Below are 13,880 nucleotides of genomic sequence, written 5' to 3'. Positions count from 1 at the left end.
TCTTCAGAATTCGTCCATGTTCCAGTTGCCGATCTCGCCTTCGATGCCGTCGCCTCCACGGCGGCCGTTGGCGCCGTAGCTGAAGACGTCGAAGTCGCCATGTCGCCCGGGGTTCAGGTACTGGTACGGGTTGCCCCAGGGGTCGCTCGGCAGGCGGTCCATGTAGCCGCCCTGGCGGTACTGGGGGGCTTCCGGCCCGCTGCGCGGGCGTTCCACCAGCGCATCCAGTCCCTGGTCGGTGGTCGGGTACTGGAAATTGTCCAGACGGTAGAGATTCAGGGCGCTTTCCAGGGTGCGGATATCCTGCTTGACCTTGGTGATCCGGGCATCGTCCGGGCGATCCATCACGCGGGGCACCACGATGGCCGCGAGGATGCCGAGGATGACCACTACCACCATGATCTCGATCAGGGTGAAACCTCGGGCACCGCGGAATCCGGTACGCGCAAGGCAGGCAGAGCGGGGTTCTTGCATGGTCAATTCACCAGCTGGTTGAGTTCGAAGATCGGGAGCAGGATGGCGAGGACGATGGTCAGGACGATGCCGCCCATGGTCAGGATCAGCAAGGGTTCGAACAGCCCCATGCTGATACTGATGCGGGATTCGACCTCTTGTTCCTGGGTCTCGGCGGCCCGCTCCAGCATCTCGGTGAGCCGCCCGCTGGACTCGCCGCTACGGATCAAGTGTACGGTGATCGGCGGGAAGTATCCCGTCTCTTCCAGGGCCTGCCCGATGCTGCGGCCCTCGCGGATTCGCAGCGCGGCATCCTCCACCGCGGCGCGCATGGGGCGGCTGTCGATGACCTCGGCGCCGGTTCGCAGCGCATCCAGGAGTGACACCCCGCTGGCGGACAGGATGCTGAGGGTGCGTGCAAACCGGGCCGTGTTGAGCCCCCGGACCAGGCGCCCCACGAGCGGGAGGCGCAATACTAGCCGGTCGAAGCGCATGCGCGGCCCGGGTTTGCGCAGCCACTGGGCCAGCAGTGCCACGAGCACGCCCAGGGCGATCAGCGCGTACAGACCATAGGTTCGCAAAAGGTCACTGGTGCTGATCAGCATGCGGGTCAGGGTGGGCAACTGCTGGTCCAGGCCCTCGAAGACCTGGACCACTTCGGGTACGACATAGACGACCAGGCCCACGGTCACGCCAAGGGCCACCAGGGTCAGGATGACCGGATAGATCAGGGCGAGCATGACCTTTTGCCGCAACGCGTGGCGATTCTCGAGGTATTCGGCCAGGCGTTCCAGTACCAGGTGCAGGTGCCCGGAGGCCTCGCCGGCCGCGACGGTGCTGCGGTAGATCTCGGGAAACGCGCGCGGAAATGCGCCCAGCGCCTGGGCCAGCGAGTGCCCCTCCATGACCCGGGTGCGCACGGCACTCAGGATGTTGCGCACCTTCTGCTTTTCGGACTGGCGGGCAACGGTTGCCAGCCATTCCTCCACCGGCAGGCCGGCGCGCGCAAGCGTGGCCATCTGACGTGTCGCGAGCGCGAGGTCGAGGGCGCCGATGCCGCCGGCCCCGCCGCGTCCCGAGTGGGTCCGGGTACCCCGGGTGGCGGCCGAGGATTCGCCGATTTCGAGCAGATCCAGTGGGGTCAGGCCTTCGCTGCGCAACTGCGACCGGACGCTCCGGGCGGTATCTCCCTCGGTGACGCCCTTGCGCGTTCGGCCGGCTGCGTCCAGCGCCTGGTATTCGAAGGCGGGCACCTAGTGGACCTCCAAGGTGATCACTACGGGTTCAGTTGGTCTGTCAACGTTCAGGGCAAGGCGCGGCTCGCAGTGAATGGCGTCGCCCTTTACAAGAGCCGGAACGCGGCCATAGGCGTTGACAGACCAACCCTTCGGGCGTTCCTGTGGCGCTCCGCTGCGGCGTTGCGGCGCTTGCCAAGGGCGACGGCCATTGCCTGCGCACCCCGCCTTGCCGCGGAGCGCCACAGGAGCCCTGAACCCGTAGTGATTACCTTGGAGGTCCACTAGCCCGCCTCGGTGACGCGCAGCATTTCCTCGAGGCTGGTCGTGCCGTCGAGAACCCGCCGGCAGGCATCGGCGCGGAGACTCACGCTGTTCTCGCGGGCGGCCTGCACCATGGCCTGTTCACTGGCATTGTCATGAATGAGCGTGCGCAGGCGTTCGTTCACCTCCACCAGCTCATAGATGCCGGTCCGGCCGCGATAGCCGAGATCGTTGCAGCTCGGACAGCCGTGCGCCCGGTAGAGGGTGGGAGGTGCCGTCGAGGCTACGCCCAGCAGTTCGCATTCCCGTGGCGATGCCGGGTGGGGTTCGCGGCAGTCCTTGCACAGGACCCGTACCAGCCGCTGGGCGAGAATCCCGTTCAGGGTCGAGGAGAGCAGGAAGGGCTCCACGCCCATGTCGCGCAGGCGCGTGATGGCCCCGATCGCGGAGTTGGTGTGCAGGGTGGAAAAAACCAGATGCCCCGTCAGGCTCGCCTGCACCGCGATCTGGACGGTATCGACATCGCGGATCTCGCCGACCATGACGACATCCGGGTCCTGGCGGAGGATGGCCCGCAGCCCGCGGGCGAAGGTCATGTCGATACGGCTGTTGATCTGGGTCTGTCCGATCCCGTCGAGGTAGTACTCGATCGGGTCCTCGACGGTCAGGATATTGCGGCTGCGGTCATTGAGCCGGGTCAGCGCTGCGTACAGCGTCGTCGTCTTGCCCGACCCGGTCGGGCCGGTGACCAGCACGATCCCGTGCGGCCGCGTGACAATCCGTTCGAGGGTGTCACGGGTATCCGGATCCATGCCCAGGTGGGTGAGGTCGAGGCGACCGGCCTGCTTGTCCAGCAGCCGCATCACCACGCGTTCTCCGTGGCCCGAGGGCAGGGTGGAGACGCGTACGTCCACCGCGCGACCGGCGACCCTGAGGGAGATGCGTCCGTCCTGCGGCAGTCGCTTCTCCGCGATGTCCAGCCGTGCCATCACCTTGATGCGCGAGACGATGAGGGATGCAAGCCCCGCGGGCGGGGTCAGAATCTCGCGCAGGACGCCGTCCACGCGCAGTCGGACGGCCAGGCGGCTCTCGAAGGGCTCGATGTGGATGTCCGAGGCGTTTTCCCGTACCGCCTCCGTCAGCAGCGCGTTGATGAGCCGGATAATCGGGGCATCGTCTTCGGCCTCCAGGAGGTCCTGCGGCTCGGCGAGGGATTCCGCTACGCTCGAGAGGTCGAGGTTGCCATCCAGCTCCTCCATCGATTGCATGGCGCGCGAACTGGAGGATTCGTAGCGCTCGCGCAGCCGCTGCTCGAAGGTCTTGTCATCGACGGTTTCCAGGTTCAGCGGCTCGGGGCTGCGCCGGCGCAGTTCCAGGAGTCCTAGCGGATCGGCGTCGTGGCGCAGGAAGATCTGGCGTTGGCCCGCGACCAGATCGCCGGGCACGGCGCCGACCCGGCGCGCGAAGGTGTAGCTCACGGCGAACGTACCGGTCACCGGTGTCCCGGTCGCGTTCGGGATGTCCGCTACGGGTTCCCGGGTCGGCCCCGCGCTCATGGCCGGGGTGCCCTCGGCCATTCAGTCGCGATGGCCATGGACATCTTCGAAGCTGGGCGGGAGCTGGGTCAGGCGCTCCCATTCCGGCAGGACCGGGCTTCTGCGCTGCTGGGTGCGCGCCTGCTCGCGCAGTTGCTCGCCGCGGATAAAGCTGTACTTCTCGCTGGTTAGCTCGGCGCCGCGGGCGCTGTCCCGGACGATGCGCGGGTGCAGGAACACCATCAGGTTCCGTTTCTCGGTCTGGTTGCGATCCGCCCGAAAGAGTCGTCCAATTCCGGGGATGCTGCCTAGCCCGGGAACGCGCGCCTCGCTGTCCGTTTGCTGTTCTTCAATCAGCCCGCCGAGCACCAGCATGTCGCCGTCATCGATCAGGACGTGGGTCTTCAGTGTCCGGGTATTGGTAATGAGATCGGCCGCGTCGGAAGTACCCGGCGCCAACTGCGAGACCTCTTGCTCGATCTCCAGGCGCACGGCATTGCCCTGGTTGATCTGCGGCCGCACGCGAAGCTTCACCCCGACGTCCTCGCGACGAATCGTGTCGAAGGCCTGGCCCGAATCCTCGATCGAGCGTCCGACGATGAACGGCACGTTCTGGCCGACCACGATCTCGGCTTCCTCGTTGTCCAGCGTCAGAAGACTGGGGGTGGACAGGATGTTGCTGGAGGTGTCGCGTTGCAGCATGTTGACCAGAGCTGCGATCCGCGTGCTTCCGGTCGACCCCACGCCCCCGGCGGTCAGGCCGTCCCCGATGTCCGGGGGAGAGGACACGCTCCCGTCCAGGAACCCCTCCACGCCGGCAGCGAGTTCGAGGATCCCGCGTGAGCCGGCGCCGGAAAAGTTGAGGACTCCGGCCCCGCTATTTCCGATCGCGCCCCACTGCACGCCGAGATCCCGCACGCGATCCGACGAGACCTCCGCAATGACGGCTTCGACCAGGACTTGCGCCCGGCGGATATCGAGCTGCTCCACGATGATGTCGAAGTCGCGGATGAAGTCGGAGGGGCCGTAGGTCACCACGGCGTTTGTGGACTCGTGTGCCTCGATGTGGATGCCGCTTCCGCTCCGTGCGTCGGGGTCGATATCCGGGCTTTTCTCGGCGATGTTGCGCAGCAGTTCGGCAACCTCCTCGGCCCGCGCATACTTCAGGTAGTGCACGCGTGCGTTCCCTTCTTCCATCTCCCGGTCAAGCTGGGCGATGAGCCCGCGCAGGCGCAGGCGAGACTCCTCGCGCCCGGAGAGGATGATGGCGTTGCTGCGGCGATCCGCGAGGACCTGGGGTGTGGCGAGCTCTCCCGTGCCCTCCCGGGCCAGAACCTGCAGCTGCTCGGCGAGTTCCCCGGCGCGGGCGTGCCGCAGTTCAATGACCTCGAAGTCGTCCGCGAAGGGCAGGTCCATGCGTTCGACGAGGGCGCGGATGCGATGCACGTTGCTGCGCGTATCCGAGATCAGCAGCGTATTGGGCTCGGTCGCCGCAGCGAGATGTCCCCCTTGCGGGATCAGCGGGCGCAGGACGGGGACGAGCTGGGCGGCAGAAACATGTCGCAACGCGATCACGTGGGTGACGATGCTTCCGCCACGCACATCCGCGTCCGGTTCGGCCTCGATATCGAGGACCGTGGGAGTATCCTGCTTGGCCTGGGCATCGGGCACGATGCGCGTGGAGGATTCGCCCGGAATGGCCGCGAATCCGTGGATCTTTAGGATGTCGTGGAACAGATCCATCAGCTCGTCCCGGGGCACGGGGCGGCTGGAAATGACCGTGATGTTGCCGCGCACCCGTGGGTCCACGATGAAATTGGTCCCGGTTTCCTCCGACACAAGATCGATCAGGTTGCTGATGTTGGTGTCGCGAAGATTGAGCGTCAGCTCGTCCGCCGCGACGGCCCCCGCTGCGCAGAACAGGGACAGTGCGAGGGAAAAAAGGCGGAGTCGGAGGCTCATTCGGTTAACTCGATGGTTAGCGGCAGGGTCTGCCCGTCACGTTCGATGGTGATGTTCACCCGGTCGGAGTTGCCGAGTCCAGAGAGGATCTGTTCGGGGTCTTCGATGTCGCGCACCTGCTGCCCCTGGACCGAGGTGATGATGTCCCCTTCCTGTAGGCCGGCGCGTTCGAACTCGCGTTGGTTGCGCGTCGGGGTGACTCGAATACCCAACAGTGCGCCATCCCGCAGTACGGGCTGGGCACGCAGCGAATTCATGGCGCGCTGCGGGTCCTCGAGCCAGCGGGAGCGGCTGATGTTAGCCGTGATCGGCGCCGGTGAGCCGGCGGGTTGCGATGGTCGCTGATCGGTATCGGAGCGGCCGCCATCGACTCGCAGTTCGTCGCCCCGCGGGAGCCGTAGGGTCTCCAGTCGGCCTTCGCGCTCCAGGATGACCCGGTCCGCGTGTACCTGGTGCAGCGTCGCCAGCTGGTTCCCGATGGTGTCGCCCACGTGGTAGAGCTCGACATTGGACCTCCCTGCGGAAATGATCGCGCTGCCGTTGCCCTGCCCGGTTGCCAGGATGCCGAGCAGCTCCAGACTCAGGCGGGTCTCCGGCGCGTTCTCGATGGCCTGTTGGCCCGCTTGCCGGGGGCTGCCGAAGGGAGTGAATTCGGCGCTTCGGGCAAACCCGGACCGAGGAGGGGCATCGGCTGCGGGAGACGTGCTGGGGCGATTGGCGGTTGCCCGTTCCGCGTGGACCGTGGTGCCCGACGGGTACGTGTATCCCGGAACGGCGATCGACCAGACGAGACCCGCGATCAGCCATGCCGTGACCGCCAGCAGCCCGGCACTGAGGATCCAGAGCGGGAGTAACGGCACAAGTCGGGGCGAAGGTGGCATCGTCAACGGCGTTCGCGGTTTATTCGGTTGGCTGGCCCCGGCGGTTCTCGCTAGGTCGAGTCGGATCGGCGTCTTGAAATAGGGCCTGGGGGAACACGGTTTAATGTACCCGTTCGCGTGGATGCCCCTGATTCCCCGATCCTGCATTGCTCAGCATGCCGTTTTCGCCAAGTGGGGTCGAGTCCCGGGCCATGCGGCTTCCGGTTTTCCGGAGACGCCCCGCGCCCGTGCGCGGAGGCGAACGCCCCGAAGGCGCGAAGGTGTCGTGTCTTGCGGCTCCCAAGTCGATTGCTCCCGGTGAAGTCCACGTTTGGATGCCGGCTGCTGCCGGGGCTGCCATCGGATTCGGGAACAGGGGCTGCGCCCGGTCTGGAAGTGGGCGTTCGTCGTGACGACCATGGGATAAGGCCGCGCCGGCCGGTGGATGGAGCCACCTGGACCGGCGGCTCCATCCATCGCGTCCGGACGCGGCCTGGTTGACGGACATCACCGACGACATCAGCTTCTTCTGCAACGAGTGTCGTCCCTGCACCGAAAATGGGTTTCAGGTGAATGCCGCAATTACGGTACCGAACAAGCCTGAATGGTCTTGTCCCCGTCTGCCTTGAGCGTCTCACCGTACTTATCGACGTACTCTACGGTGACCCCAAGTGAGGATCCTTCTTTACCTGAGAGGCCGTCGAAGTCGATCACATATTGATATTTGAAGAGCAGGCTGGCCAATTGCTGAAAGACCTGTTGGAGGTTGGCGTCACTCGTCGGCTGGTAGAACAAGCCGCCCGTGCCGTCCGCGAGCCTTTGTAGTTCATCTTCCTGAGCTTCCTGCAGGAATTCGCCGAACCCGATGGTGAAGACGGGGATATCCGCCCCTAGGGCCTGAGCGATAGCGTCTGCCAGCGCGGCCTCCGTGTCGTCAACAATAGTATCTTCGCCGTCGGTCAAGGCGATGACGGCCTTCCTGTCGTGGGTGCTGTTTGCGGTATCGAATCGCTGGATGGCTTCCACGGTTGCGTCGTAGAACGCGGTGTCCCTGTCGAGGGCGGGCGGATTGTTGATTGCGGCCTTCAGTATGTCCTTGTCGGAAGTGAATTCGGTCGTCATGGCCTGGACGTCGTCGGCGTACTTGATGATGTCCGCGTCATCGTTGTCCTTCATCGCGTTCACCAGCGACGTCGCGCCCGCCTCCATGTTGTCTACAGCATCGGGGAAGTCGGTGATACTGCCGCTGTAGTCCATCGCGATGCTGAGAGAGAGGTTGATGTCGCCGACCTGTCCGACGTCTATGACGTCGAGCGGGTTCGACGCTGGCCCGGATTCGAGTTCCACAAGAGTGAAATGGCTTTCATTCAAGTGCGAGATTGGGAATTTAGCCTGGTCCGTGACGGACACAAAGGCTTGAAAAGCTTGAGGGGCGGGAAGGGCGCAGTCATTGACCTGGTTGACGGTGACGTTGATCGACTTGATTGGTTCGTAGGTGCCGGCCAGAGTGCTCCCGACCGTGCGGATGTTGGGGTTATCGCTCTCCGCGATCAATAAGCCGTCGAACTTGCCGACATGCAGTGGTAAATGCTGTGTTTTGAATTCGACCACAACGGTGCAGCTGTCGCCGGGTGCGAGGTCAAATGGGCGCGTTCCGCAGGGGGCGCTGCCGCCCGATCTGTCCAGGAAAAACGCATCGAAGTTATCCCGGCGAACCCTGATGTCTTCGATGTTGTAGGACGTCGTTCCTTCGTTGCGGATGATGAATTGTCGAGGGAGCGCTTGATCCTCGTTGCCTTCCGTAATGGTCCCGAAATCGAAACGCTCCGGGATCACCGTGATCCCGGTTTCCGGTGTGTTGCCACTGCCGCCGCTGCCACCACCACCACCGCAGCCAATCAGGCCGATTGACGCTGCCAGCAGGGCTGGTACCAGGAGTCGGGACTTTCCGTATTCAAGCGTCATGGGTTTGTTTCTCCATCGATGGGCGGGGTGACCGGGTCGGTGCCCTGCAAGGGTTGCGGGCGCCGGGAACGGTCAGGCGGCGAGTGGGGTTGTCCGCCGGGAACCTGTTCACGGAGAAAATCTAGTGGAAGAACGAGAACTGGGTCCGTGCGGTGCCGAACATAGGCGACCCGTCCGTGCCAGAACCCCTGTCGTCCGGAGGGCTCCCTTCTGCTCAAGAATAGTGATGAATGAACGCCGTGGAAGGCATCCCGTTACCCCCTCGTTAACGCGCCGGGGTCCCGGAAGCGGGGTCCTACCCCGTTTAAGCGGATACTTGCCCGGTAGATCGCTTCGGCAGGCACTTGTTGTGTGCCGCCGCGGCGGCCGGATGGGCGCCCCTGCACTGTCATCCCGGCCGGAGCGAAGCGAAGAGCCGGGATCGCCCCCGTCGGGGCAACCCCAGCCGCCAAGATTCCGGATAACCGCTACGCGGTTTCCGGGATAACGAAGCAGGAGGCGCGTGGAGCCCTGGAGCGCGTTTCGACGGTCGGGTGTTGTGCGCACCCGGGCCCGCACGGCCCCTCGATCTGGCTGAACCTCGTGGCTCATCAGGTGCATCATTGACCTGAGGGCGACTTGGCCCTCATCGCATATCCGCCCGCATGGATAACCCCTCGGCTGACGGGGCCGCCGTGGCAATCTCAAGGGGGGTCTCGTAGTCTTCCCGGCTCATCCATTCCGCGCTGGAGACATCGTGGCCAACATCCTGAACCCGTACGCTGACGAGCAGCCCGAGTCGAAGCACATCGTGCTACGTGCCCGCAGTGGCCAGGCGGTCTCCGCCAATTTCACCCTGCAGGATCGGCGCGGGCGCGAAAGCGCGGCGGAATACCTGTTTCATCTCTATTCCACCATCAAGCAGAAGATGGGCGAACCGGTCCTGGATACTGCTGCACCATCGCCGGACGATCAGACCGCCATGCAGCGACTGATCCTGTACTCGGCCGGAGCCCACGACACCATGTTCGGCACCTTCAATGCCTCCGGTGCCTCCTCGGAGATGCCCGAGGAGGAGCGAAACGAGTTCGTGGAGATCTTCCTGCTGGCCAGCGCCACGGTCATCGAGGGACAGCGCATTACCGTCGACCTCCAGCGCGGTCTCATCACCGCCGAGGCGCCCTGAGCGCAACGTCCCGCGCGGGGTCGCCGCCGCGCAGCGGGGATTGCCCGTGCAGATGGGCATGGCTGCATGCCCGCTCGTTTCAGAGACGGCCTTGTGCCGTAAATCTCGGATGGGAGGGGTAGGCCCGGTTGGGTGGAGGCCGGTCGCGTAGCGACGCGAAGCCTGCCTTCGCGAGGCCGGAACGGCGTGCGCCGGCAGGCGCGCGACTGGGATAGTCCGACCCGTCCAGCAGGAGCGAAGCGAATGGTGGGCCCGGTCGGACTCGAACCGACGACCAAGGGATTATGAGTCCCCTGCTCTAACCAACTGAGCTACAGGCCCGTATTCGGGGGCGTACAAACGACTGCGGCGCCATTCTACCCGCAAGGGGAAGATGGCGCCGCATCGCTAGGTCGGGTTCCGGCCGCCGGGCCGGGACGCCGGTTACTCGGCGTCGGTGTAGGTGCGCAGCAGTTCGGCGCGGGTCGGGTGGCGCAGCTTGCGCAAGGCCTTGGCCTCGATCTGGCGGATGCGCTCGCGGGTGACGTCGAACTGCTTGCCGACCTCCTCGAGGGTGTGGTCGGTGTTCATGTCGATGCCGAAGCGCATGCGCAGGACCTTGGCCTCGCGCGGGGTCAGCGTGGACAGGATTTCGCGGGTGGCCTCGGTGAGGCTCTCCTGTGCGGCGGAGTCGGACGGCGAGGCGACCTTCTCGTCCTCGATGAAGTCGCCCAGATGCGAGTCTTCGTCGTCGCCGATCGGGGTCTCCATGGAGATTGGTTCCTTGGAGATCTTCAGTACCTTGCGGATCTTGTCCTCGGGCATCTCCATGCGCTCGGCCAGCTCTTCCGGCGTGGCCTCGCGGCCCATCTCCTGCAGCATCTGGCGGGAGACGCGGTTGAGCTTGTTGATGGTCTCGATCATGTGCACCGGGATGCGGATGGTGCGCGCCTGGTCCGCGATGGAGCGGGTGATCGCCTGGCGAATCCACCAGGTGGCGTAGGTCGAGAACTTGTAGCCGCGGCGGTATTCGAACTTGTCCACGGCCTTCATCAGGCCGATGTTGCCTTCCTGGATCAGGTCGAGGAACTGCAGGCCGCGGTTGGTGTACTTCTTGGCGATGGAGATCACCAGGCGCAGGTTGGCCTCGACCATCTCCTTCTTGGCGCGACGGGCCTTGGCCTCGCCGATCGACATGCGGCGGTTGATCTCCTTGATCTCGGAGATGTTCAGGCTGGCCTCGCGCTCGATCTCGGCCAGCTTCTTCTGCAGGCGAACGATTTCTTCTTCGTGCTGGGCCAGGGCGTTGGTGTATTTGCCCTTGGCCTTGCAGGCTTCCTTGATCCAGTCGAGATTGGTCTCATTCTTGGGGAAGCTGTCGATGAAGGCCTTGCGTGGCATCTGGGCCTGCTCGACGGCCAGCGCCATGATGCGGCGCTCGTGGCGGCGGACCTGGTCGATGCTGCCGTGCAGCTGGGTGGTCAGCTGGTCGACCATGCGCGGGATCAGCTTGAACTCCATGAAGTATTTGGCGGTGGCCTCGCGCGCGAGGGCGTAGGCCTCGCGGTTGCCCTTCTCGAAGGCCTTGTGCGCCTTGGCGTGCAGCTTGCGCAGCTTTTCGAAGCGCTCGCGCGCCTCTTCCGGATCCGGGCCGGTGTCCACCGGCTCGGCGGCTTCTTCGTCTTCTTCGGCGTCTTCCACCTCGTCGACGATCGCATCCAGTTCGGCGCTGGCCTGCTGCTCGGCGGCGGCCGCCGCAGCCGCCTTCTGTTCGTCCTGGGCCTTCTGGGCCTGCTCCGGCGTCACCAGGCCACGGGCCACGGCCTCACCGTTGGCGTGATCATTCGGGTCGATGAAGGAGACCACCAGGTCGGTCAGGCGGCCATTGTTCTCGACGATCCGGTCGTATTCACGGATCAGCCGTTCGATCGCGCCCGGGTGGTGGGCGAGCGCGAACAGGACCTGCATCAGGCCCTCTTCGATGCGCTTGGCGATGCGGATCTCGCCTTCGCGGGTCAACAGCTCGACCGTGCCCATCTCGCGCATGTACATGCGCACGGGGTCGGTGGTGCGGCCGAAGTCGCTGTCGGCGGAGGCGAGCGCCGCCACGGCGTCCTCGGCGTCGTCGTCGGCCGAGACCGAACCGTCGGACAGCAGAAGGCTGTCGGCGTCCGGGGCCTGCTCATGCACCGCGATGCCCATGTCGTTGATCATCGCAATGATGTCCTCGACCTGGTCGGAGTCGATGATCGAGTCGGGCAGGTGATCGTTTACCTCGGTATACGTGAGGTATCCCTGCTCCTTGCCCTTGGCAATCAGTTCCTTGAGCTGGGATTGCTGCTCTTCACGATTCATTGCGGTCGTACTCCGAGGTGCTTGTTTGAGCCGTGGCAAGACGGCTCAAGGAAAGTGGGACGCAGAAAAATCAATCCTACATTGTAGCAGAAGATTCTTATATTGCCGGTGGCCTGATGGATTCTCGGGTCAAGGCTGGGTCGCGACCCAGCTCTGGGGCGACCTCCTTGACCGCTATGTTGAGGGCGAATCCGGGCGCTTCAAGCCCCGGTGACGCTATTTGGGCAGGTCGAACCGCTGCAACTGCTGGGTAAGACGGGCGAGCTCGGCGCGTTGTTCCGTTCCGAGTTCGGAACCGGGGCGAGTCAGTTCACGAATTCGCAATCGATAGTGCTGACGCAGGAGCTGGCGGGCGCAGTCCAGCGCCGTCTGGCGGGTGACCGCTGGCTCGCCGTCGTTGAGCTCCTGGTGGGCCAGGGCCATGAGTCGCTGAAAGTGGCGCTGGTCGCGAAAGCGCTCCAGCAGGCCGGCCGTGTGGCGTCCAGGGCTCTCGTCCAGGGCCGCGAGGACATTGCGCAGGGTATCGGCGGCCGCTCCGGGCAGCTCGACGACCTGGCGGAACTCGGGCTGTGACCAGTCCAGTTCCGGGTGTTGCAGGACGCGTGCGAGCAGGGCACCCCACAAGGCCGGGGCGCTCTCGCCGCGCACGGGCGCACGGCCGCCGGGGGTGGCGGGGAGCTCGTGACCCGGGCCCGGTTCAGGGTTGCGGGCAGGCTGGGGGGGCTGTTCCGACAGGACCTGTTCCAGTCGTTCCTGGCTGAGCCCCGTCTCCTGTCCGATGCGTTCGACCAGTTGGTCACGAAACAGCGGATCGCGGGCGGTGGCGACCCGCTTCATCGCCGCGTGGGCGAAGCGGGTGCGGCCTTCGGCGGTGTCGGTGGGGTGCTCTTCGCGTTGCAGGCGCATCAGCGTCTCGGACAAGGGTAGGGCGCCGGCGAGGCGCTCCTCCCAGCCGGCCAGGCCGTCGCGCAGGACGAGGCTGTCGGGGTCGTCGCCCTCCGGCAGGAACAGCACGCGCACCTCGCGCAGGCCCTGGATCGCGGGCAGCGCCTCGCCCAGCGAGCGCCAGGCGGCGCGGCGGCCGGCGGCATCGCCATCGAAGCAAAGGGTGATGCGCGAGACTTGGCGGAACAGGCTGTCCAGGTGGGCGCGGGTGAGCGCTGTGCCCATGCAGGCCACCGCGCGGTGAAAGCCGGCGCGGGCCAGGCCGACCACGTCCATGTAGCCCTCGACCACCACGATGTCGTCCAGCCGGGTGCCGGCCTTGCGCGCCTCGAACAGGCCATAGATCACCTGGCCCTTGTGGAAGACCTCGCTCTCCGGACTGTTCAGGTATTTCGGTTCGCCGTCCTCGATCAGGCGCCCGCCGAAGCCCGTGATGCGCCCGCGCCGGTCGCGGATCGGGAACATGATGCGCGCGCGGAAGCGCTCGCGGATGCCACCGTCGTCGCGCCGCGCGGCCAGACCGGAATCCACAAGTTGCTGCGGAGTGAAGCGTGGCTTGAGCGCCTCGATCAGCCCCGAGGGCGGGGCCCAACCGACCTGGTAGTTGCGCGCGGTGGTGCCGTCGATGCCGCGGTTCTTCAGGTAATCGACGGCCTTCGGGGTCTGGCGCAGTTGCTGTACGTACCACTCGGCGGCCGCGTCCAGCGCGTCATACAGCGGGGCATGGGCCTCACGCCGGTCGTCATCCCCGGCCTCGCGCGGGACCTCGAGACCGGCCTGCTCGGCCAGTTGCTCGATCGCCTCGGGAAAGCTCAGGTTCTCGTACTCCATCAGGAAGCTGATGGCCGTGCCGTGCGCCCCGCACCCGAAGCAGTGATAGAACTGCTTTTGCGGGGAGACGTAGAACGACGGGGTCTTTTCGCCGTGGAACGGGCAGCAGGCCGCGAACTCGCGCCCGGCCTTCTTCAGGCTGACGCGACGCTGGATGACCTCGACGATATCGCTGCGTTCCAGCAACTCGTCGATGAATGCCTGGGGGATAAGACCTGCCATGGGGTTGCTGCGTGTTCCTCGGGGACGTGCCGATTGTCAGGTTCGCATGATAGCCCAGCGCCTCGCCATGGCACCTCCATTGCGAGGCCTATGCACCTCGTCATCCCGG

The 13,880-nt window shown here is 65.3% G+C and carries 9 protein-coding genes and 1 tRNA gene; 1 reads left to right on the top strand and 9 read right to left on the bottom strand.

The annotated features are described in order from the left end of the window. Window positions 1-3: 3 nt before the first annotated feature. From gspG to F816_RS0108705, 6 genes are all read right to left on the bottom strand, one after another. A complete protein-coding gene (gspG, locus tag F816_RS0108730; RefSeq protein ID WP_019594411.1) occupies window positions 4-474 on the bottom strand; it encodes a type II secretion system major pseudopilin GspG in 471 nt (156 codons plus the stop codon). 2 nt (window positions 475-476) lie between these two features. Next, on the bottom strand, window positions 477-1,706 hold the full coding sequence (gene gspF / locus F816_RS0108725; protein ID WP_019594410.1) for a type II secretion system inner membrane protein GspF: 1,230 nt from the start codon (window positions 1,704-1,706) through the stop codon (window positions 477-479). A 266-nt stretch (window positions 1,707-1,972) separates the two neighbouring features. Then, a complete protein-coding gene (gene gspE / locus F816_RS0108720; RefSeq protein ID WP_019594409.1) occupies window positions 1,973-3,529 on the bottom strand; it encodes a type II secretion system ATPase GspE in 1,557 nt (518 codons plus the stop codon). After that, window positions 3,530-5,449, bottom strand: coding sequence for a type II secretion system secretin GspD (gene gspD / locus F816_RS0108715; protein WP_019594408.1), 1,920 nt, complete (start codon window positions 5,447-5,449; stop codon window positions 3,530-3,532). Next, entirely contained in the window at window positions 5,446-6,330 is an 885-nt protein-coding gene (gene gspC / locus F816_RS0108710; RefSeq protein WP_038085650.1) for a type II secretion system protein GspC, read from the bottom strand. Before gspC ends, gspD begins: the two co-directional genes overlap by 4 nt. A 561-nt stretch (window positions 6,331-6,891) precedes the next feature. Further along, window positions 6,892-8,274 carry a VWA domain-containing protein gene (locus tag F816_RS0108705; protein WP_019594406.1) on the bottom strand — a complete coding sequence of 461 codons (1,383 nt, stop codon included), beginning with the start codon at window positions 8,272-8,274 and terminating at the stop codon, window positions 6,892-6,894. A 736-nt stretch (window positions 8,275-9,010) separates the two neighbouring features. Here F816_RS0108705 and F816_RS0108700 point away from each other — a divergent pair. Further along, on the top strand, window positions 9,011-9,439 hold the full coding sequence (locus F816_RS0108700) for a hypothetical protein (RefSeq protein WP_019594404.1): 429 nt from the start codon (window positions 9,011-9,013) through the stop codon (window positions 9,437-9,439). 244 nt (window positions 9,440-9,683) lie between these two features. Here F816_RS0108700 and F816_RS0108695 read toward each other — a convergent pair. From F816_RS0108695 to dnaG, 3 genes are all read right to left on the bottom strand, one after another. Further along, window positions 9,684-9,760, bottom strand: a tRNA-Ile gene (locus tag F816_RS0108695). 102 nt (window positions 9,761-9,862) lie between these two features. Beyond that, window positions 9,863-11,812: an RNA polymerase sigma factor RpoD gene (rpoD, locus tag F816_RS0108690; RefSeq protein WP_255349501.1), complete on the bottom strand. Its 1,950-nt coding sequence runs from the start codon at window positions 11,810-11,812 to the stop codon at window positions 9,863-9,865. A 177-nt stretch (window positions 11,813-11,989) separates the two neighbouring features. Then, the gene (gene dnaG, locus F816_RS0108685; protein WP_019594402.1) at window positions 11,990-13,771 is read right to left on the bottom strand and encodes a DNA primase; all 1,782 of its coding nucleotides are present in this window, start codon (window positions 13,769-13,771) and stop codon (window positions 11,990-11,992) included. Window positions 13,772-13,880 lie beyond the last annotated feature (109 nt).

The sequence above is a fragment of the Thioalkalivibrio sp. ALM2T genome, assembly GCF_000381505.1.
GTDB lineage: Bacteria > Pseudomonadota > Gammaproteobacteria > Ectothiorhodospirales > Ectothiorhodospiraceae > Thioalkalivibrio > Thioalkalivibrio versutus.
This window is presented reverse-complemented; position numbering and strand designations above follow the sequence as displayed.